This is a genomic window from Vibrio pomeroyi, assembly GCA_041879425.1.
Lineage (GTDB): Bacteria > Pseudomonadota > Gammaproteobacteria > Enterobacterales > Vibrionaceae > Vibrio > Vibrio pomeroyi_A.
Genome location: CP090855.1, coordinates 98,930 through 120,829, shown reverse-complemented (window position 1 = coordinate 120,829; position 21,900 = coordinate 98,930). Strand labels below are relative to the sequence as shown.

General features: G+C 43.2%; 21 protein-coding genes. 7 read left to right on the top strand and 14 right to left on the bottom strand.

Annotated features, from left to right (window positions below; genetic code table 11):
• Positions 1-18: 18 nt before the first annotated feature.
• Positions 19-624, bottom strand: coding sequence for a beta-phosphoglucomutase family hydrolase (locus L0992_16560; GenBank protein XGB70364.1), 606 nt, complete (start codon positions 622-624; stop codon positions 19-21).
• 87 nt (positions 625-711) lie between these two features.
• Between L0992_16560 and arfB the strand changes: the two genes are divergently transcribed.
• Positions 712-1,122, top strand: a complete 411-nt coding sequence (arfB, locus tag L0992_16555) for an aminoacyl-tRNA hydrolase (GenBank protein XGB69657.1) — start codon at positions 712-714, stop codon at positions 1,120-1,122.
• A 70-nt stretch (positions 1,123-1,192) separates the two neighbouring features.
• Here arfB and L0992_16550 read toward each other — a convergent pair whose 3' ends face one another.
• On the bottom strand, positions 1,193-1,510 hold the full coding sequence (locus L0992_16550; GenBank protein ID XGB69656.1) for a helix-turn-helix transcriptional regulator: 318 nt from the start codon (positions 1,508-1,510) through the stop codon (positions 1,193-1,195).
• A 201-nt stretch (positions 1,511-1,711) separates the two neighbouring features.
• On the opposite strand from L0992_16550, the gene L0992_16545 reads away from it, so the two are divergent.
• The gene (locus L0992_16545; protein ID XGB69655.1) at positions 1,712-2,038 is read left to right on the top strand and encodes a hypothetical protein; all 327 of its coding nucleotides are present in this window, start codon (positions 1,712-1,714) and stop codon (positions 2,036-2,038) included.
• 101 nt (positions 2,039-2,139) lie between these two features.
• Here the strand turns inward: L0992_16545 and L0992_16540 are convergent, their stop codons facing one another.
• From L0992_16540 to L0992_16530, 3 genes are all read right to left on the bottom strand, one after another.
• Positions 2,140-3,207: a trypsin-like serine protease gene (locus L0992_16540; protein XGB69654.1), complete on the bottom strand. Its 1,068-nt coding sequence runs from the start codon at positions 3,205-3,207 to the stop codon at positions 2,140-2,142.
• A 264-nt stretch (positions 3,208-3,471) separates the two neighbouring features.
• Positions 3,472-4,605: a glycine cleavage system aminomethyltransferase GcvT gene (gene gcvT, locus L0992_16535; GenBank protein ID XGB69653.1), complete on the bottom strand. Its 1,134-nt coding sequence runs from the start codon at positions 4,603-4,605 to the stop codon at positions 3,472-3,474.
• A 447-nt stretch (positions 4,606-5,052) separates the two neighbouring features.
• Positions 5,053-5,676, bottom strand: coding sequence for an XRE family transcriptional regulator (locus L0992_16530; protein XGB69652.1), 624 nt, complete (start codon positions 5,674-5,676; stop codon positions 5,053-5,055).
• 440 nt (positions 5,677-6,116) lie between these two features.
• Here L0992_16530 and L0992_16525 point away from each other — a divergent pair, with 440 nt between their 5' ends.
• From L0992_16525 to gcvP, 3 genes are all read left to right on the top strand, one after another.
• On the top strand, positions 6,117-7,409 hold the full coding sequence (locus L0992_16525; protein XGB69651.1) for a serine hydroxymethyltransferase: 1,293 nt from the start codon (positions 6,117-6,119) through the stop codon (positions 7,407-7,409).
• Positions 7,410-7,460: 51 nt separating this feature from the next.
• Positions 7,461-7,841: a glycine cleavage system protein GcvH gene (gene gcvH, locus L0992_16520; protein XGB69650.1), complete on the top strand. Its 381-nt coding sequence runs from the start codon at positions 7,461-7,463 to the stop codon at positions 7,839-7,841.
• Between the two features lie 89 nt (positions 7,842-7,930).
• On the top strand, positions 7,931-10,810 hold the full coding sequence (gene gcvP, locus L0992_16515; protein ID XGB69649.1) for an aminomethyl-transferring glycine dehydrogenase: 2,880 nt from the start codon (positions 7,931-7,933) through the stop codon (positions 10,808-10,810).
• 342 nt (positions 10,811-11,152) lie between these two features.
• On the opposite strand, the gene L0992_16510 is transcribed toward gcvP, so the two are convergent.
• Together L0992_16510 and L0992_16505 are read right to left on the bottom strand one after the other, a co-directional pair.
• On the bottom strand, positions 11,153-11,554 hold the full coding sequence (locus L0992_16510) for a hypothetical protein (GenBank protein ID XGB69648.1): 402 nt from the start codon (positions 11,552-11,554) through the stop codon (positions 11,153-11,155).
• A gap of 113 nt (positions 11,555-11,667) precedes the next feature.
• Complete coding sequence (locus L0992_16505; protein XGB69647.1) at positions 11,668-12,252, bottom strand: hypothetical protein; 585 nt, start codon at positions 12,250-12,252, stop codon at positions 11,668-11,670.
• Between the two features lie 401 nt (positions 12,253-12,653).
• Here L0992_16505 and L0992_16500 point away from each other — a divergent pair, with 401 nt between their 5' ends.
• A complete protein-coding gene (locus L0992_16500; GenBank protein XGB69646.1) occupies positions 12,654-14,036 on the top strand; it encodes an MATE family efflux transporter in 1,383 nt (460 codons plus the stop codon).
• 96 nt (positions 14,037-14,132) lie between these two features.
• On the opposite strand, the gene L0992_16495 is transcribed toward L0992_16500, so the two are convergent.
• From L0992_16495 to L0992_16485, 3 genes are all read right to left on the bottom strand, one after another.
• On the bottom strand, positions 14,133-14,675 hold the full coding sequence (locus L0992_16495; protein ID XGB69645.1) for a type II secretion system GspH family protein: 543 nt from the start codon (positions 14,673-14,675) through the stop codon (positions 14,133-14,135).
• A 385-nt stretch (positions 14,676-15,060) separates the two neighbouring features.
• Complete coding sequence (locus L0992_16490; GenBank protein XGB70363.1) at positions 15,061-16,587, bottom strand: methyl-accepting chemotaxis protein; 1,527 nt, start codon at positions 16,585-16,587, stop codon at positions 15,061-15,063.
• A 411-nt stretch (positions 16,588-16,998) separates the two neighbouring features.
• The gene (locus L0992_16485; protein XGB69644.1) at positions 16,999-17,883 is read right to left on the bottom strand and encodes a LysR family transcriptional regulator; all 885 of its coding nucleotides are present in this window, start codon (positions 17,881-17,883) and stop codon (positions 16,999-17,001) included.
• A gap of 153 nt (positions 17,884-18,036) precedes the next feature.
• Here L0992_16485 and L0992_16480 point away from each other — a divergent pair, with 153 nt between their 5' ends.
• Positions 18,037-18,642, top strand: coding sequence for a short chain dehydrogenase (locus tag L0992_16480; protein ID XGB69643.1), 606 nt, complete (start codon positions 18,037-18,039; stop codon positions 18,640-18,642).
• A gap of 102 nt (positions 18,643-18,744) precedes the next feature.
• On the opposite strand, the gene L0992_16475 is transcribed toward L0992_16480, so the two are convergent.
• The 4 genes from L0992_16475 to L0992_16460 form a co-directional block, all read right to left on the bottom strand.
• Positions 18,745-19,371, bottom strand: a complete 627-nt coding sequence (locus L0992_16475) for a LysE family translocator (GenBank protein XGB69642.1) — start codon at positions 19,369-19,371, stop codon at positions 18,745-18,747.
• Between the two features lie 246 nt (positions 19,372-19,617).
• Positions 19,618-20,478 carry a hypothetical protein gene (locus L0992_16470; protein ID XGB69641.1) on the bottom strand — a complete coding sequence of 287 codons (861 nt, stop codon included), beginning with the start codon at positions 20,476-20,478 and terminating at the stop codon, positions 19,618-19,620.
• Positions 20,479-20,829: 351 nt separating this feature from the next.
• The gene (locus tag L0992_16465) at positions 20,830-21,261 is read right to left on the bottom strand and encodes a hypothetical protein (GenBank protein ID XGB69640.1); all 432 of its coding nucleotides are present in this window, start codon (positions 21,259-21,261) and stop codon (positions 20,830-20,832) included.
• A gap of 137 nt (positions 21,262-21,398) precedes the next feature.
• On the bottom strand, positions 21,399-21,776 hold the full coding sequence (locus L0992_16460; protein ID XGB69639.1) for a VOC family protein: 378 nt from the start codon (positions 21,774-21,776) through the stop codon (positions 21,399-21,401).
• Between the last annotated feature and the right edge of the window lie 124 nt (positions 21,777-21,900).

The window sequence follows — 21,900 nt, the reverse complement described above, 5'->3', positions numbered from 1 at the left end:
CGTTCCATCGATATCCAATCAGTTAGGCGCTGGGTGGAACTCTAACTTGTTCCCTTCAACCACTAGAATACAGTCCATATTTGCCGCATGAGCAGCCTGCTTACCTAAGTTTGTATCTTCGAACACTACACACTGTTTAGGTTGCAATCCCATACCGAAACACGCATCTAAGAAAGTATCAGGGTTTGGCTTGTGATTCTTCACATCGGTCGCTGTCACTAAGATATCAAGCTTATTCAGAATGTCTGTTTTATCTAATAACTGCTCTGCGCTTTTACGCTGGCTACCAGTCCCGACTGCGATCTTCTTATTACCGAGATGTTCTAACAACAGAGAATGCGTACAAGGAATAACATCACCTTTGTCTTCAATGGCAGCAAACGATGCCATCTTGAATGTAGAAACCGCTTGTGGGTCGAGCGACAAACCGTACTTGCTGTTCACTTCGCCCGCTATCTTATAACTCGGCATTCCACCTAAACTGTGCAACCAAGACGCTTCAAAATGAAAACCAAACTCTTCTGCTGTCTGCTGCCATGCTTTCACATGAGCAGGCATTGTATCGATCAACGTACCGTCCATATCAAAGATTAATCCTTCATACGCCGTTAAATCTATTTTCATCACTACTACCACTCTTTAAGAAAGTTACTGATACCATAACCAATATTCAGTATCATGACCCCATATTACCGTTCAAAATGGATGTTTATGTTACAAATATCTAACTCTGTTTCGATTCAGGACTGGGAACTTCAGTTAACTGCGATCAGAGCACAAGGAGCAGGCGGTCAAAACGTCAATAAAGTATCAAGCGCGATACATTTACGTTTTGACATCAAGCACTCCACCCTACCTGATTTCTATAAAGAAAAGCTCCTCGCACACAAAGATAGCCGCATCACTAAAGACGGTGTGATTATCATTAAGGCGCAACAATATAGAACTCAGGAACAAAACCGAGACGATGCTTTAGTGCGTTTGAAAGAATTGATCTTGGAAGCGACAAAGGTTCAAAAAGTAAGAAGAGCAACAAAACCAACGCGTGGTTCTCAGAAAAGACGTTTAGAAAGTAAGAAACAAAGAAGTACCACCAAACAACTACGTGGAAGAGTGAACTGATTGTTTCATGTCCCCCCAGTGAGCGCATCACCCATGGAACAACCGTTCTAACTCTGTTATCAATAACGGACTACTTCTGTTTTTTGACCGATAAAATTAGTTTAATCAACAACATTCTCTCTTCGCTAGTCAGTAAGCGACTGACCGCTGCAACATCTTCTGCAGTCGCTTGCGACGCACCCACAATATCAAGCACGACATCCAAATCAGTCACTTTTAGAGTTCTTGTGATCGAACGGTACTGAGACATTTTGATGTCCGCTTCTCCGCGCTCAATACGTTGATAAGTCTTTAAGCTCATTCCTGCACTTGAGGCTAGTTTTTCTTGCGACAAATTAGCTTGCTTTCTGCGCTCAATCAGCGCCATGACGATGGGCTCTTGTGACATTAGTTTTTCCTCATTAGACAGTTATGACCTAAATTCAGCAAGAAGCAGACCATATTGACTCGCAACGGTTTACATACGCTATCAAAGGCATATTATCCAATTATTAAAAAACGTTACGTATCATAAACTTTCACGCTTTGTGCGGTCGTGAGCGTAAAGGCTAGAAAACTTGAAGACTCAAGTGTTGGGAAATAATAGAAATTGCATATTGCGAATAAGAAAGACGTCAAATTGGAAATTGCGAATCGCTATACATTGGCATTTCCTTGCATTAGTCACGCATTAGAATCAGACAACCCCCGCCCAGAAATTATTGCAATACAACATAAGCTACTTACGTACAAAGAGGTGTTGCTACACGGGAACATGTTGGAAGGTAAGGAATTAAAGCAGGCTTTTTCTGCATTGAACGAAAATGAAAAAGGTGTAGCGCAAGGTGGGATTAAAAGCATCAATGCTGCGATAAAAGAGATGGATGAGATTCTAGAAAAATACAGCCGTAAAGCGGTTATCGAGCTGAGTAACTAGTTCGACAAGCAACTAACCAACTGTAAATCTACAAACCTGCAAAAGTAAAAAGTCGACGCTATCGTTAGATAAAACGTCGACTTCTTCAAAGCATTGAATATCTAACGTTTAACTGCTTTTCTAACGCCAGCAATCAACATCAGCATCCCTAGCAAACCAAATGATACACTACCGCCACTGCTACCAGAGCCAGTTGACGTGCTTGTCCCAACATAAGCAGTACGTTTCGCGTCTGTTGAAACGAACTTAGCAGTTTCAGTTCCAGCCATAACACTGTCGATCCAATCTTTATAGTCTAATATTTCAGTGAATACCGACGTCACCGTAGAACTACCACCACAAGTATCTGGGCCAAAACTGGTAATGCCTACCTGTCTATATGTTGAACCATCTTGCCAATAGACAGGACCTCCAGAGTCACCTTGGCACGTACCATTAAAGAGCCCGGTAAATGGACTGTAATCACCGTTAAAACATATTTGATTGTCAGTTAACGCAGAACCATCAGTAAAGGCTGAAGCGCAAGTAGCGTTATCTACGTAATTCAGGTCAGCCTTCTGCAACAAAGTTGTCCCGTCAAAGCCTGAACGTGTATCACCGTGACCAACGGCAACAAAACTTTCTGACGAATTGCGATAAAGTTCAGTAGAAAAACCAAGGGGATAGATCACATCATTTACAGCATCGATATTGAGAGCGCTTTCTAGCTTCAGGATTGCAATATCATTACGTAACAAGTCGCTCAAGCTATTTGAATAGTCACTACGATAATACACTTCAGATACACGAGCTTTCTGGGCGATGTTATTAGGAAATTGGGAAGTGTCTTGTAATTGAGGAACGACAACAGTAAATAACTGAGCATTCTCATCACCATAAATACAGTGCGCAGCCGTCAGGATATGCGTTGGATCTAAAATTGTCGCACCACAATATGGGCCAGTTGAATAGGTACCGTCATAATCTATGCGGTCAATGAACAGGCTCGCCATTGAAGGAAACTCAGCTACTGTCGCGTCGCTGCCATTAACAATATAAGGTGTCACAGTCGCGTCAGGAGAAACTTCGACCGAGTTTTCTGCCGCCATAACACTAGACGTATAGATTAATGGCGCTAAAAGCCCAAGAACGGTCTTACGAACCGGATTCATTGTATGGTTCTCATTCATAGATAACTCCTTGTAACCCCTACTACTTATTTACAAAATTGATGAATCGCCACCATAACACGTACTAATCATCATTATAGTAAGTATTTGTAACGATATGGCCACATCTCTCATTTTATAAACGAATTTATAAACAACTTACCTTAGCTCATCATCCTAAGTTTTATACGTTGCGAAAAACAAAAAAGCCTACCGTTAAACCTCTCGATACAGAGAAGCAAACAATAGGCTTTTCGTTAAGCTTGGTAGTTTCTCTTAAAGAGATTAGCCACGGTAGTAACGTTGAGGTACGAATGGCATTTTTTCTACTGTCATTGGTAGTTTCTTACCACGAACTTCAGCGAATACTTCAGTACCGATAGCCGCTAGATCAGTGCGAACGTACGCCATTGATACAGGCTTGCCAGCGTTAGGGCCCGCCGTGCCACTTGTTACAACGCCAATCTTGTTGTCTTCAGCATCGAACAGCTCAGCACCTTCACGCACTGGAGCCTTAGTTTGACCCACTAGACCAACACGTTTGCGTTGAACGTCTTTCGTTGCGATTTGCTCAAGGATGATATCAGCACCAGGGAAACCGCCTGCACGTTCACCGTCAGTACGACGAACTTTTTGGATACCCCATAGAAGGCTAGCTTCTACTGGCGTCGTTGTTGTATCTAGATCGTGACCGTATAGACATAGACCACACTCAAGACGAAGTGAATCACGTGCGCCAAGGCCAATCCACTCTACTTCAGCTTCTGCAGTTAGCTTACGCGCTAGTGCTTCAGCGTGATCGTTCGGTACAGAGATCTCGTAGCCATCTTCACCCGTGTAACCACTGCGGCTCACTATGCATTCAACGCCATCGATATCTACTTTTTGAACATCCATAAACAGCATGTCTGCAACGCTTGGTTGGAAACGAGCTAAAACTTCAGATGCTTTAGGACCTTGAAGTGCTAGTAGAGCGCGGTCATCAATCACTTCCATTTCTACGTCTGCTGGAAGATGTGCCGTTAGGTGGTCGATATCTTGTGTCTTACAAGCTGCGTTCACAACAACAAACAGGTGATCACCTAAGTTAGCAACCATCAGGTCATCCATGATGCCGCCCTGCTCGTTAGTAAAGAACGCGTAGCGCTGCTTACCAGAAGGAAGGTCAATAATATCTACAGGAACCAAAGATTCTAGGACAGCAGCTGCATTTGCACCATGTAGACGAAGTTGCCCCATGTGAGAAACATCAAAAAGACCGGCAGCATCACGAGTGTGTAAGTGCTCTTTCTTTACACCTAGTGGGTACTGAACTGGCATGTCGTAGCCAGCGAAAGGAACCATCTTTGCGCCTTCTTCAACGTGAAGTGCGTGCAGTGGTGTTTTTAGTAGGTCTTGATTAGCGTGTTCTTGAGTCATTTTATTCTCCATGAAGCGTTGCAGGCTTTCCAAATCGAATCTGCCGCTTATATCTCTATTTAGAGTCGCTTCTAACGCTAAGTCTCAGCATTAGAAACAGTAGATAGTAAAAAGTGATGTCTTTTATATAGGCTTATATAGTTAGCGTTATAAAAATAGATAGCTGTACAAAAGCTCTACAACTCACTTTCTAAGAATTCACTTCAGTAAACTTCAATCAACATGAGTAAACCGTGTTCACTATAGTAAACAAGCCTGAGTCAGTTTTACACCCTTAACAAGATTAAAACAGCTCAAAATGTGACATTTAACAATTTAAAAACAATTATTCGTTACATACAAAAACGCGATATTGATGATTTTCACATCAATATCGCGTCATTTGGCAAACGTTAGAAACAAAAGCAAACGTTTGCATTCACTATAAGAAATTCTAATTTTGTTAACTTATTTTGCAGTAACCCACAAAATCAGCGCATCTTCTGCACTAGTAGAAATCAACATGTGGCCCATATTGGCATCGTAATACATGCTATCGCCTTCACTCATAGGCACAGGTTCGTAGAATTCTGAGTAGAACATCACATCACCGGAGATAATCATTAGGAACTCTTCACCATCGTGACGAACCCAATCGTTATATTCTTCAAAAGTACGCGCTCTTACGCGGCTTTTGAATGGCATCATCTTCTTGTTAGAGAGCTCTGTCGCAAGCAGTTCATGCTCATAAGTCGGTGTTGGATGAGGTTTACCCTGGCCTGCCTTAGTTAAGTCACGACGTCCTGTTGCAACTTTTTTCCTTGGTGGCTCAAAGAGTTGCGGCATATCAATTTGCAAACCCATCGCTAATTTTTGCATAGCTTGAAAGGTTGGCGAGATTTGCTCATTCTCGATTTTGCTGAGCGTAGAACGCGCCAAGCCCGTTCTTTGGCTTGCTTCTTCTAGCGTGATCCCAAGCTTGCCGCGGATATCTTTAATACGCTGGCCAAGCCTAAGTGGTTCTATATTCTGGTCTAACGTTTCTTTCGCCAACGTTAAAGATGGGTACTCATCATAAATGTCTTCTGACATAGGTCCCTCATTATTTTCTTACTTCCTGTCTATTCATTTCATTGTTGCATGAAGCGCTTTGCTGATTAAAGAGCACACACAGAAATAAAGCGTGCTCCCTGTAGCAAAACGAGAAAAGTTGTTTCCTATTGGAAATTTTTGTTGAAAATTGATTTTATCGGAGCTATGTTATCGACTTGTTAGATGAAGAGATGCTACTTCAGCTTGTAGCAAATGATAGTTTTAACATTTGTAAGAGCTGTTTTTTACCCGAACTTTTGGGAACCAATTCGTGCTGCATTGACCCTACAACGATCGCTTAGACGCTGTAAGAGTATATTTATAACGGAATTCACGTTTATTTATACCTATATAGCGCAAACGATTCCGATGCAGAAATCAACGTAAGACCTAATGGACTATAAAAACAATCACCATTAGCTTAATGAAAGGTCTCGACAATGAACGCTTACCAAAACCATAGCTTAGACAGTTTTTTCACTACGAACCTATCCGGTACTGACGATGCAGTATTTGCTGGCATCCAAGCAGAGAATACTCGTCAAAATGAACAAATCGAACTTATTGCTTCTGAGAACATCGTTTCTAAAGCAGTAATGCAAGCTCAAGGCACTTGCCTAACCAACAAATACGCAGAAGGCTACCCAGGCCGTCGCTACTACGGTGGTTGTGAGCACGTAGATACCGTTGAAGCTATCGCGATTGAGCGTGCTAAACAGCTGTTCAAATGTGAATACGTAAACGTACAACCTCACTCAGGCGCTCAAGCAAACGGCGCAGTTAAACTTGCCCTGCTTCAACCTGGCGACACTATCCTAGGCATGTCTCTAGACGCTGGTGGCCACCTTACACACGGTGCACGTCCTGCAATGTCTGGTAAGTGGTTCAACGCGGTTCAATACGGCGTAGACCGCGACACTCTTGAAATCGATTACGAAGCAGTCCGCGCTTTAGCTATCGAAAGCCAACCTAAAATGATTATTGCTGGTGGTAGTGCTATCCCACGCGTTATTGATTTCGCTAAGTTCCGTGAAATCGCTGACGAAGTTGGCGCAATCCTAATGGTTGATATGGCACACATCGCGGGTCTTATCGCCACAGGTGCTCACCCGAGCCCACTACCACATGCACACGTTGTTACAACAACAACGCACAAAACACTTCGTGGCCCACGCGGCGGTATGATTCTGACTAACCACGAAGACATCAACAAAAAGATCAACTCTGCAGTGTTCCCTGGCCTACAAGGCGGCCCACTAATGCACGTTATCGCGGCTAAAGCAGTGGCGTTTGGCGAAGCACTTGGCCCAGAATTTAATACTTATATTGATTCAGTGATCGACAACGCAAAAGTTCTTGCTGAAGTGTTGCAAACTCGCGGTTGTGACATTGTGACTGGCGGAACAGACACGCACCTAATGCTGGTTGACCTTCGTCCTAAGGGCTTGAAAGGTAACGTAACTGAAGAAGCATTAGAGCGTGCAGGGATCACATGTAACAAAAATGGCATACCATTCGATACAGAGAAGCCTATGATTACTTCTGGTATCCGCTTGGGTACGCCAGCTGGAACCAGTCGTGGTTTTGGCACTGAAGAATTCAAACTTATCGGTGAATGGATCGGCGATGTTCTTGACGGCTTAGTTGAAAGCCCTGAAGGCAACGCTGAAGTTGAGCAACGTGTTCGCAAGCAAGTTAAAGAGCTTTGCAAACGCTTCCCTCTTTACCGTTAAACCGTTTTTAAGATTTAAATTAAAACCTCATAAATTTTTGGAGAATAAGCAATGGACAATACACTAAAGTTTGCAGACAGCCACGAGTGGGTAAAAGACAACGGTGACGGTACTGTGACTATCGGTATTTCTGAGCACGCTCAAGAGATGCTAGGTGACGTTGTGTTTGTTGACCTGCCTGACACTGGGGACGAAATAGAAGCTGGCGAAAGCTTCTCTCTCGTTGAATCAGTGAAAGCAGCTTCTGATATCTACGCACCAATCTCTGGCGAAATCGTAGAAATCAACGAAGAATTAGAAGATAGCCCTGAGTTAATTAACGAAGAATCTTATGAAGGTGGTTGGATTGTTAAAGTGAAGATGTCTGATGCGTCTGAACTAGACAACCTTAAAGATGCGGAAGAATACCTAAGCTCTATCGAAGAAGACTAATAGGTAACCTCATTACGATAAAGCTGCTCTTTTGAGCAGCTTAATTTTAGGGGCTAGCTCACGGCTCCAAAGAGAAAGTAGAACATATCATGACTGAATTACTTCAAAGCCAATTACTAAAAGACCTGGGTACTCAAAACGAGTTTGTTGCTCGTCATAACGGCCCTAATAAAGCAGACCAGCAGAAAATGCTTGAAGCGATCAACGCGACTAGCTTAGACGTACTGATCGACGAAACGGTTCCTGCACAAATCCGTCTTGAAAAACCAATGACACTTGCTGCGCCACTGAGCGAAATGGACATGCTGACCTCTCTTAAAGAGATCGCTAACCTAAACCAAGTGAAACGTACCTTCATTGGCCAAGGCTACTACAACACATTCACTCCAAACGTTATTCTGCGTAACGTTTTAGAGAACCCAGGCTGGTACACAGCTTATACACCATACCAACCAGAGATTTCTCAAGGTCGTCTTGAAGCTCTATTAAATTACCAACAAATGGTAATGGACCTTACAGGTATGGAAATCGCAAACGCATCACTTCTTGATGAAGCGACAGCGGCTGGCGAAGCAATGACACTGTGTAAGCGTGCTGGTAAAAGCAAGAGCAAAGTATTCTTCGTTGCTGACGATGTTCACCCTCAAACACTAGAAGTTGTTAAAACTCGTGCTGAGTACATCGGTTTCGAAGTAATGGTTGGCGCTCTTGAAACACTTCCAGAGCAAGACGTATTTGGTGCGTTAGTTCAATACCCTGGTACAACAGGCGAAGTTCGTGATCTAACAGACATCATTGCGAAAGCTCAAGCAAACAAGACTCTAGTAACCGTTGCTACTGACCTACTCGCTTCTGCTCTACTTAAGCCAGCTGGCGAAATGGGCGCAGACGTAGTAATCGGTTCTGCGCAACGTTTCGGTGTTCCTATGGGTTACGGCGGTCCACACGCTGCATTCATGGGTACTCGTGAAAAGCATAAGCGTACAATGCCAGGTCGTGTAATCGGTGTTTCTATCGATACTCACGGTAACCAAGCGCTACGTATGGCAATGCAGACTCGTGAGCAACACATCCGCCGCGAGAAAGCGACATCGAACATCTGTACAGCTCAAGCACTTCTAGCGAACATGGCGTCTTTCTACGCGGTTTACCACGGTGCAGAAGGCCTACGTACTATTGCTCGTCGTACACACCACATGACAGCTATCCTAGCAGCAGGCCTGACTAAAGCGGGTTACGAGCTAACGAACAACAGCTTCTTTGATACCATCACGATCAACTCTGAAGAGAAGACAGATGCACTGTACGCAAAAGCACAAGCAGCAGACATCAACCTTCGCCTTCTTAAAGGTAAGATCGGTATCAGCTTAGATGAAACAACAACGATCGACGACGTGAACGCATTGTTCGCTATCTTCGACGTGAAAGAAGACGTTCAAGCGCTATCTTCTGACATTGCATCAAATGAGTTTGCAGCAATTCCAGAAAACTGCCGTCGTGAATCAGAGTTCCTAACTCACCCAGTATTCAACACGCACCACAGCGAAACGCAAATGATGCGTTACCTAAAACAGCTTGAGAACAAAGACTTCTCACTAACGCACGGCATGATCCCACTGGGCAGCTGTACGATGAAGCTGAACGCTGCTGCTGAGATGATTCCAGTAACATGGCCTGAGTTTGGTTCAATTCACCCATTCGCACCTCTAGAGCAAGCGGCTGGTTACACAGCACTAGCGAAAGATCTTAAAGAGAAGCTGTGTGAAATCACTGGTTACGACGATTTCTCACTACAGCCTAACTCTGGTGCATCTGGTGAATACGCAGGTCTAATCGCGATTCAACGTTACCACGCAAGCCGCGGTGAAGGTCACCGTAACGTTTGTCTGATTCCAAGCTCTGCGCACGGTACTAACCCTGCAACAGCATCAATGGTTTCAATGAAGGTAGTGGTTGTTAAATGTGATGAAGATGGCAACATCGACATGACTGACCTAGCAGTGAAAATCGAGAAGCACAAAGAAAACCTATCAAGCATCATGATCACTTACCCTTCTACGCACGGCGTATACGAAGAACAAGTGAAAGAAGTGTGTGAACAAGTACACGCAGCGGGCGGTCAGGTTTACCTAGACGGCGCGAACATGAACGCTCAAGTAGGTCTAACTTCACCTGGCTTCATCGGTTCAGACGTATCTCACTTGAACCTCCACAAAACATTCTGTATCCCACACGGTGGTGGCGGTCCAGGTATGGGTCCTATCGGTGTTAAATCGCACCTAGCACCTTTCCTACCAGGTCACATCGAAAACGGTGTACAAGGTTCTGACTACGCGGTATCAGCTGCAGATCTAGGTAGTGCTTCAATCCTACCTATCTCTTGGGCTTACATCGCAATGATGGGCGAACCTGGCCTAACAGACGCAACGAAAGTAGCGATTCTAAACGCGAACTACGTGATGGAAAAACTACGTCCTCACTACCCTGTTCTTTACCGTGGCACTAACGGCCGCGTAGCGCACGAATGTATTATCGATATTCGCCCGCTTAAAGAAGACACAGGCATCAGCGAAGAAGATATTGCTAAGCGTCTAATGGACTTCGGTTTCCACGCACCAACTATGTCTTTCCCAGTTGCTGGCACACTAATGGTAGAGCCAACTGAATCAGAAGATTTAGAAGAGCTAGACCGTTTCTGTGAAGCGATGATCGCAATCCGCCACGAAATGGCAGCAGTGAAAAACGGTGAATGGCCACTAGACAACAACCCTCTAGTGAACGCACCGCACACACAAGTTGACCTAGCTGGCGCAGAATGGGATCGCCCTTACTCTCGTGAACTTGGTTGTTTCCCATCGAAAGCAACGAAGAATTCGAAGTACTGGCCTACTGTTAACCGTGTAGACAACGTATACGGCGACCGTAACCTAATCTGTTCTTGCCCAAGCATCGACAACTACGAAGACTAACTCGTAGCGGCGCAAAGCAGCAAAACATAACAAAGGCGAACCAAACGGTTCGCCTTTTTGTTTTCTGAAATCTGAGGCTAACAAATGCATTGACCTTACCGTAAGGGAAAGGTTTAAGGTGAAATGAATCCAACGATGAATGAGGAAACAATTATGGGATGTTGCAATAAAGCGCCAAAAGGTGGAGCCCCTCTTGGCTTGCTTCTGAAGGTAACGTTGGGGATTGGGCTTTTAGTGTTTCTGCTGGCTTTGTGGCAGTAAACCTTGCTCAGAGTTTACAGCAAGAAACTATCGTATATAAAAATTTTAAAAAGGTATTACTGGTGTGGATCTCCCTACTGATTATTCCTCACCAACCTCTTGTTTAAGTTTCTTAATATTGAGTCGAGTTATTTCATCTTGCAAGGGTTGTATAACCGTATGCCAAGTTCTAAATCCATAACCGACCATTAAACTACCAATTGTTATAATCACACTAATGCATGCGATGAAGAAGTTTTTATTGCTACTAGATACTTGTAGCTTACTTTCGATAATTTGAAGTCGAGCTTCTTCTTCTAAAGAGCGTGCTTGTTCTGGAGTGTTACTCAACTTTCGGTGATCGACGGTAAGCTCATATATTAGATTATTCGATGACTGATTAACGAACAATAATGCACCAGATGCAAAAATGACTAATAGCAAGCCAAATAACGCATAAAATTTATAAATATTATCTGTTGGTAACGGAATCCGACTTTCCACAACGCCTCCATAATTTGCAAATATCCTAGCGAGCACTTAAACGGACAATTTTCTAGCTATCACGCTAGGAAAAAAGCGTACTAATTATATTTTTTAACGAATTTAAATAACTCTCACACACGTAATAGCCTTCTCATAGCTTCTACAGTAAGTGCTGATAATAATACGAGTTTGATATCTGTTGTTGCTAGATAAACTAGTAAATCGATCGCTATATTAAAAATAAGCCAAAATAGTTCATAAACTCTTCTCAACGCTATGAATTGATAGAAGACATTTTTCCTAGCCCTAAATCTAGTTCTAGAGCAGTCTATGGTTTTGGATTCACTGTTTACATCACACTCACCAACAGGCTCTAAGATTAAATAATGTAGACAATATTTATAGTATAAAAGCTCAATTACTTGCTTTCTTAATAAATTAGTTACTAAGCCAGCAGGAATATGCAAAGCGAGGTGTAATTCATTTCCATACTCTTCACTATCTCCTTTTTTCAAGTTTCTATATGGAAGAACAGACCCAGTAGTAACTAAACTTTCTAAAAGCTCTGCACCGACGATCATCTCGATGAGCGTTAAAACAGCCCATTTCCACAGACCAACTTTTTGCTTTAATTCTTCATTTCTAAAACAAACTTCCTTTAAATAGCCTTTTGTACGACCGTTTGTGCTGTCAATTACCTTATAGTTTTGTACCATGATTATTTAATAATCCAAAGTGAAAGCCGACATACTAATAGACTCAAAAATCCCATGATTACATGAATGTTTTGACCTAGTTACTTATGCCATTAAGTGTACATCCCTTTATCTTCCCATAACAATAACCCCATACCTAAACCTTAGTGATTAGCGTAGCAAATGTTAAATTTAACTACCTCGCATGATTCTCACGAAATCATGAACTTACGCGCGTTAAACCCGTGTTGTAACGATCAGAACCTATCCGTACCTCGGAACAAGTGAAACTCTATAAATCCAAAGCTTGACCCTATACGGTAAGGTGTTTATATTGTCGCCCGCCCAACGGGGCACATCCTAAAATGCACACCGGCCATCCTGCCATCATTCGTGTATTTATATTGGTGTTGTGAACTTCCATGCTAACGAAATTTCGTCCTTTTACTCGTGAATCGGGTGCGCTTATGCATCTTTCGGTTCCAATCATTTTGACTCAAATAGCGACCCAAGCGATGGGATTTGTCGATACGACAATGGCTGGCCAAGTAAGCCCTGCCGATCTCGCCGCTATTGCACTTGGCACCAGCCTTTGGATTCCAGTGTTGCTTTTGCTACGTGGCGTGATCATGGCGTTAACGCCTGTTGTCGCGTACCACCGCGGCGCACGTGACTTCCAGAGCATCTCTGTCGAGTTCTTCCAGATGGTTTGGTTGGCATTAATTGCTAGCGTGCTCCTCATCGCTTATTTGGTGAGTGCGAAACCGATCTTAGAATGGATTGGCGTAGCCGCTGAGATCATTCCAATTGGCAGTGACTATGCGTTTGCTCTAGCCTTTGGTGTGCCGGGGATTGCCCTGTTCTACACCTTGAACGGCTTCTGTGAAGGGATGAACAACACCAAAGTACCTATGATCATTTCGGTCATTGGTTTGCTGATTAATATTCCAGTCAACTACGTGCTTATTTACGGTAAGTTTGGTTTCCCTGAAATGGGCGCTGTGGGTTGTGGCTGGGCGACAAGCTTGGTGTATTGGCTAATGTCGGGAATGCTCTATTCCTACATTAAAGGTCATCACCACTACAAAACCATCATCAGCTTTACAGACGCTAAACCAAAAGCAAGAGAGATGCTTCACCTTCTAAGGTTAGGTTTACCTATCGGCATGAACATCGCGGTATGTGGCAGCATCTTTGCGGTAATCGCACTGATGATTGGCCGTATTGGTGCAGAGAACGTGGCAGCCGCACAAATTGCACTTAACATATCGAGCCTAACTTACGTGATTCCGATGAGTATCTCATTTGGTATTACGATTCGTGTTGGGCACGCTTTGGGTGAAAAAGATGAACTTGGCGCGATTGAACGCAGTAAAGTCGGTATCTTGGTTGCAGCGTTGATTTCATTGCTTTCAGTAGCGATGTTCCTTCTGTTCCCAGAGTGGATTATTAGACTTTACACCACTGACCCAGCGATAAGCGCGACAGCAGCAGTATTGTTGACCTTTACCGCTATGTACCAATTCAGTGATGCACTGCAAACGTCTGCTAACGGCGCACTGCGTGGCTATAAAGACACTAAGATCCCGATGATCTTAGCCATCGCTTCATACTGGGGCTTAGCACTGCCATTGGGCATGGTATTGGGCTTAACAGACCACATTGTTCCTGCAATGGGTGAAGAAGGCTTTTGGATTGGTATTCTGACGGGCTTGAGTGTGTCAGCAGCTCTTATGCTACTTCGCTTACGTTACGTGATTAAGAAGCGTGACTTGCCACCAGCAGATGCTGCGTTAGCAAACTAAAATAGACCAATAAGCTAATACAAAAAAGCGCGTTACTACCAATCGGTAATAACGCGCTTTTTATTCGAAGTCTAAAAATCAGTTAAAGGGTTCGGTTTAACAATTGTTGTTCACAATACGAACTGTACACTCACATCCTTCAGCAGGACACTGGCTGCCATTTGTTCGGCCAAAAGAGTCATAAAGCACAAAGCAACCTTGGCGCGTCTCTAGATCCGCATCCGTTATGTTCGTGCTATCTAATTCAGCTTGGGTAAAATTGTAATCATACCCAACTACAGTATGTCGGTTACCGAAATCAGAAGTTAAGCTATCGTCTTCTGACAAAGTAAGGAAATCAATCATATCTAATTGGTCACCTGACTCCCCTCGGCTCTCAGGACAAAGCGTTCCCCAATCGACCTCAACGCTACCGATACCAAAATCGATTACATAGTTACTCTGATCACCTGGATTTGATGCGTCAGGATCAAGCCCTGCGATAATAGCTTTAGAAGTCACCTGCGTGATCACGCCTTCCATCGCACCCGCAACACCTTCAAGTACTGCTTCTCTCGCTGACTCTTGAATATTGAGGAACCTCGGGGCTGTTGTAACGGCCAATACTCCAAGTATCACGATCACAATGATTAATTCCATTAAAGTAAATCCGTTTTTCTTCATAACACCCACATCAACTGACAACTACAGATACAATTACTGAATGAATTATCAATAACTATACATCGTGATGAGATGCGGGACACCTTATGTGTCGCGTCAGAGTTGTTGTTTAGTCGATTTTTAGACCTTGCGCATGAGAGGATGAAAATTAACGCCTTGTTGTCGCTGTCTTATTTGATCGCGTTGTTTTGAATGAGCTAAATTGTCACGATATTACACTGCAGGTACATTCTTCATTTCTGTTGCGCTCTATCGGAGTATCTGCGTCTGCATATCGCAAAAAAATAGCGCTCATGTATGACATAAGCGCTATTCAATAACTGGAGACTCACACATCTCTTAAAGAGGTATGTTGGGAAGTCTAGATTTTAAATGAACCAACATAACGATCGAGAACTTGTGACAACTCTGCCAGCTGCTGGCTTGATTGCTCTAACTTCTCACTTGCGCTCAAACCGTTTTTGACTGAGCTATTAACCGTATCCATGTTCATATTAATTTCATTCGCCACCGCTGATTGCTGCTCAGTTGCTGTGGCAACTTGAGTGTTAATATCGAGAATGGCCAAAACTTGTGTAGAAATTTTCTCCAAAGCTTGGCGAGCCATTTCTGTTTCAGTCGTACCGTCTTCAATTAAGCTCTTACTATTACTCATCGAGCTAACAGCGTTCTTAGCTTCGGTTTGAAGTTGGTTGATCATGTTGTCAATTTCATCGGTAGACTGCGCAGTTTTTGTCGCAAGATTACGAACTTCATCAGCAACGACAGCGAAGCCTCGGCCAGCCTCACCAGCACGCGCAGCTTCAATTGCAGCGTTTAGTGCAAGCAAGTTTGTTTGCTCAGAGATACCTCGAATAACGTCAAGAATCGTACCGATGGACTGTGTATTATCAGCAAGGCTCACGATGATGTCAGAAGCACTATTCATCTCTGCTTCAAGATTCAAAATTGAAGTCGACGTTTTTTCGATTGTCTTATGACCTTCTTGAGTTTCACTCGCAGCCATATTTGCCGCACTGGCCGCACTGGCCGCGCTAGATGCAATTTCATTGACCGTGGCAATCATTTCATTCATAGACGTCACGACCAACATAGTTTGTTCGTTCTGTTCTTGTCCTCTTTGCAATGCTTGCTGCGATTGCTCACGAAGACCAATAGCGGTGCTATTTAATTCAACACCCGTATTCACCGTTTGGGTAATTATCTCGTGGACCTTACCAACAAACACATTGAAAGCCGTTGAGATTTGAGCAACTTCATCATTCCCTTTGATCGGCAGACGTACTGATAGATCGCCATCACCTTCAGAAATATCTCGTAGTGTGTTTTTTAGTACCAAGAGAGGCTGCATCAGTTTGTTCAGAAGAAACGATAGAAGAACGAGACAAACAACAAAAATGAAAACCATCGAAGCGAGCTGATAGCTAATAATGCCATTCGTTGCTTGGCTAACCTCTGTGATAGGGATACCGATATCAAAAGTACCGTACAGCTCACCGTTGACGTAGATAGGTGCCATGATGTCAAACACCCACACTTGTTGAACATCTGCGTACCACTTCGAATACTGTTGTACGCCTTTGGTTGCACCTTCAACGGTATAACTATCTTCATAAACTTTATTGAGCTTATTTTTATCGCTGTGTGCGATAGCACTTACGTTGCTATCAATAACAATGGCATAAGTCACATCAGATCGCTGTTTCAGTTCACCCACCAGCTTTTGTAAATCTTGAACTGGGTTGTCCGAATTCTCTAAGATATACCCAGCGTTCCCAGCCAAGAACTCAGCTTGAACTTGAGATTTGTTCAATATTATCTCATCAATTTTTTCGCTTGAGATGAAATAAGTTGACGCCATACTCGCAGCGACGGCAATGCCAAACATTATAAAAACGGCAAATAGGATTGTTTTCTTCATTTCGGTTGTCTCGACGCAAGTTTGTTAAAATTTCTCTAAAGGTTTCAAAAAATGAAACCAAAGCTCGCACGTTTTCTCTCGTGTTCAAGCTCACCACTATTCCTTTATCTGTTAAAAGCCCGATAACTTTAGCTGAAGAATATAAAAAATATATGCTGATCACATTTGTGCAACACGAAAAATCATTCAAAAAAGTCAATTAATTGGAAATCAAGTAGTTGGATATCAAGTTAAAGGGAAGAAATATCGCTTAATAAATAAGTGCAAAAACACCCGTTAATGTAGCGTCAGTTCAGGTAGGAACAACATAATCAAATCACATAGACAGCCCAATAAGAGCCTTCCTTGATGCGTTGCGATGCAAAGACACTCTTCCCACTAATCGATTTCTAATAAAGATGTGACCCATTTTTGTAGCGGATCATCGTTGTATCTTGGGTGCCATGCGGCTATCACATCGAAACTCTCTGGTGATTGTTCCATTGGAAGAGTAATTAGATTCAGCCCTTCTATCGCTCTCGATGGTAGGAAGGCAATCGAGTCAGTAGTGTTTAGATACATGGGTACGATAGAGAAGCACGGAGCGGAAACCACGACATTGCGCTTTAAACCGAATTTCCCAAACCATTCGTCAATCGAACCTTTAAAGTTTGAGCGAGATGGTGAAACGATGATCGTGGGGTAACTCGCCACCTCCTCTAACGAAGGGTTTGTGTGTGCGATAGAGGAATGAGGTGAAGTGACGCAAACATGGTGCTCTTCAAACAACTTAATGACCTTATAGCTGTCTGGAATGTAATCAGGGAATGCGATAGCTAAATTGACCTTACCGCTTTCCATTAACTCGTGTAGGTTATCGATTTCGAAGTCACGTACAATGAGCTTTAGTTCCGGAGCTTGCTCCCTAAGCTTTGCAATCAAACTCGGTAAAATAATCTGCTGGGCATAATCTGTAGCCGCAACCACAAACGTCCCTTTTGCTTTCTCTGGCACAAAGTTAGTCTTTGATAACAGTAAGTTGAAATCGATAAGCAGACGATCTACACCAACAGAAAGTTCTTGAGCAAATGTCGTTGGAACAAAGCCATTGGTCTTCCTCACAAACAACCTATCGTCGAACACTTCACGCAGTTTCTTTAAATGCTCACTGACGGCTTGCTGAGTCATCCCTAGTTGATTGGCAGCTTTAGACGCGTTCTCTTCACGTATTAACGCTTGAAAAACCCTAAGTTGCTTTATGTCTAATCGATCTAATTTGCTCACACTCACCTACTTCCATGAAATTGGATTCTATATGAGTGTAACACTACACAATAAAAACCAGTAACACTCACAAATAAGCTTTGTTTCTACTTGTTTAGTCATTTAGTTAAAGTTCTTCCATCGAAACGAAACACATACAGATCGGAGAACAACATGAAAACAATCATTCTAATCGGCGCACGTGGCAAGATGGGTCAAGCAGCACTAATGGGCTTAGGCAATCACAAGGTAATCACAGCGGGTCGCTCTGGCGATGTCGACCATCTTGTTGATATCACCGATCCACAATCGATTGAAGCACTTTACAAGAACGTCGGGCACTTTGATGCGGTTGTGAACACAGTCGGCCTTTGTGAATACAACACCTTTGCAAATATGACAGAAGAACAGTGGATGACCACGGTAACGAGCAAAATGATGGGACAAATTAATCTTGTTCGCATCGGCCAAAAATACATCGCTGATGGTGGTTCGTTTACGCTGATTAGCGGCATTTTGAATGTGAAGCCAATCCCTTACGCGATTGCAGACGCAACCACCAGCGGCGCGATTGATACTTTCGTAAAATGTGTCGCTTATGAGATGCCAAGAAACACCCGCATCAATGTCATCAACCCTACCGTGCTCGCTGAAGCGTGGGATGTGTATGGTGAAATGATGCCAGGTTTTGAACCCGTACCAAGCAAATTAGTCGGCAAGGCATTCGAGCGCTCGGTCGACGGCTTCCTTACTGGTGAAGTGATTTTTGTAGACGCTTAACTTTACTAACAAAGCGTAAATCTATACGAAAAAGGCGAACCCATCGGTTCGCCTTTTTGTTTAATGAGTCGTGCTTAAAGAATCAAGCTTAACAAACCATATCTATCGATTTATCGCCAAATATGAGCCAGCCGCAATCATTATCCCACCAGCACTTTGGTTTAATCTTTTATGTGCGCGTGGCGTTTTAAGTAAACTTGCCATTCTGCCCGCCCCCATTGCAATTAGCATTAAACCGGACATCAGAGCAACAGATGCTAAAACAGAAACCAAGACGATATCTTGTGAACGCAAAACCGTTAGATCAACGAAAGTTGGCAAGAACGAAATATAGAACAAAATTACTTTGGGATTTGATGCCGAAATTAAAAACCCTTGCGCAAAACTGGCGAGTTCTGATTTCTGACTTTGCTTGGCCGCGAGCTCCGCTGAACCTTGCACTTCAGGTAGGCTCTTAAACATCTTGTAGCCTAAGTAAATCAAATAAGCGGCACCAACGTAGCGAATCACCTCGAAAGAAAACGACCAATTCTCAGCAATCGTCGCGAGACCAAAACAGGCAAGCGTAAGATAAATAAGATCACTGCATATCATTCCTAACGAAAGAGTGATGCATTTTCGCCATCCCTGAACCATGCCACGAGCTAAAATGGCAAAGACTCCAGGTCCTGGAGTGATACCAAATATAAACATGGCAATAAAGAATGTAACTGCACCTTCCAATGACATCGGCTTGTCCTTACTTATAAGTCAGCATGATTGATCCAGAACGTACCATGCAGCCTTGATTCTGGTAAAGAACGTTTTTGACTAACAACGATTCGCGCTGCGCATGTTTTGAATAAGTGTCACACGTAATTTACCCAGTAAGCATGTCTAGTAAGCAAGAACCAAGGTATTTTTCGTTAAGACATAAAAAGGCAAACCTAGTGGCTCGCCTTTGAAAAATATTGATTACAAATCAACGTGACAAGATTAGTTCGCTATTGGTGACAACAACTCTGGGTTTACAACTATGTTTCTCACTCCATGCGCGTGATCTTCGTTGAAGTCATTGCCTTCACACCAGCTGCCAACCGTCGCAATGTTTACTTTCGCTACTTGTGGACGAACGCTCCATGTTACTTGGAAAGGTGAACCTTGCTCGTTATAACCTGGACCTGTTGTAGAACCGGCGTATTGAATCGCTGAGCCAGTGTTTTGTGGAATGTTGGTTGCTTGGTGCAAACCATTCACTTTTGAGTGCCTAGCCAATGCTTCGAAGTCGAGTGCTTTGTCGTCATTCACTAATACGTAGACTTGGGTCTCAACACGCAGTTGCGGATTGGTAATCGCATCGTTGAAACAAGCACCAAGCGTTTCACCCGGTTCTACTTGTGCCGTTGAGTATACGTAATGCACTTCTATGGTGTCGCCCGAATGCAAAGAGCCATGATCGCTTGGACAAACCTCACCCTCAAATGGTTTAAGCTCTGCATCACTCAACTTACCTGTGTATTTAAAGCCGCTTTGGAAGCCCTTTCCATCACCGTTGCCGGCGTATTGGGTAAATTCGCCACCTTTGTGTTCTGCGTTCTTATGGAAGTGGATATTACATAGGTTCATGGCTGTTGAATCTGGCGCATCCGAAAACAATCGAGCGTTTGTTCCTTCAGCTGAACCTAAATCGCGAGGCGCTTGTGGGCCAAAACCTTTTCCTTGCGTGTTTTCAGAGAGGTTCGCTCTTTGTTCGGTGATGACACTGTCTGCTACCGACTCATGGCTCGCGTCAGAAGCGTTTGCTTGAGCCGCCAACATAACCATCGCGACACTTAAAAATACACTCTTATTCTTCATATCTCTTCCCTAGAATATTGATATCTAAACCTAAATAACGGATTTCACGCCAAACATACTACTATGCTCACGAGTGAATATCAGACACTGTCTTTGTAAGATTAGATTTCGTTGCTTACTTTGGGAGGAGTATTAAAACACTCGATGCATATAACAAGTCGAACAGCGTAAATACGGCGTGTCCATTCCAGAACAAACAAATACCTTCTTTATTGACTGTCTCTTGACGCAAACCAACGATCTGGTTGGATATGAATTAAAATATATCGATGGATAAGCATCTGAAATAAAAAGGCGAACCATATGGCTCGCCTTCTCGATGATTGGATGTACTCAGTAAGAGCTATTCGATTAACCGTGGCCTGTGGCAAATATTCCGAAGGTCAGAACGTTCAAGGTGTCTGTGACTCCCTCGAGCGATTTGATGACTTTCTTAGTCGGCTCGTTGTTGAGCAATAGATAACTTCCCAGCCCTTTCTCATTGTCGGTCTCAACTTCATCTTGTTTCGCTGTTACTTGAGATGAGTGCTCTTCAGACTCTTCGACCGCTTCTGAAACAGTTTCTGCTTCTGCTTTAACCTTTGCACTAGTACCTTGAACTAAGGCCTCATTGGTCTCGTCACTAGCGTCCAAAACTACGTTTAAGTTCGTATCCTTCTCGACACTTTTCGACAGAGCGTCTTCGTTGCTCAATGTCTTGTCGTCTAGCTGATGATTACTCGTTGAAGAACAAGCTGTTAAGAAGAACAGGCTAACGATGAATGCGAGTAAGTTTCTCATCATAATGATAAATCACGAATTAATAAAACATTGTTCGATTGTATTTTATTTGGCTGATGACATCCAGTAATAAGCGGAGTAAACGTGAAAAGCCGAGTTTTAAAAGAGTAAACAAAAGCGTACGGGTTTAGCGCTTAAGCCTAATAATTCGAGACCTCAATCAGATTACCATCAGGATCTCGAATATAAACAGAGACTATTTTTCCCTTCGCACCTGTTCGCGGCACAGGCCCCTCTTCTATCTCTATTTCGTTCGCTTTGATATGTTCGATTACCTCAGCCATGGGTGTATTGGTAATAAAACAAAGGTCAGCACTGCCCGCTTGCACGCGCTTTGCTTTTGGTTCGAACTCATTACCTAACTGGTGAAGGTTTAACTTTTGATTACCAAATGACAACGCCACGCGACCTTCTCCGAATTGGATAGGCTTCATACCTAATAAACGCTGATAGAAATCTACCGTTACCTCTATATCTTTAACGGTTAGTACCAAGTGATCTAAATGACTGATTTCCAAATTAATCATCCTTGTGTCGTCGTTACTGAATATTGCCTGCTGAATGTCGAATTAGCCTTAGCCTTAGCCACATACTCTAATGTCCAACGTGCTAACACAAGATCAGCATACATCTTCACCTCTC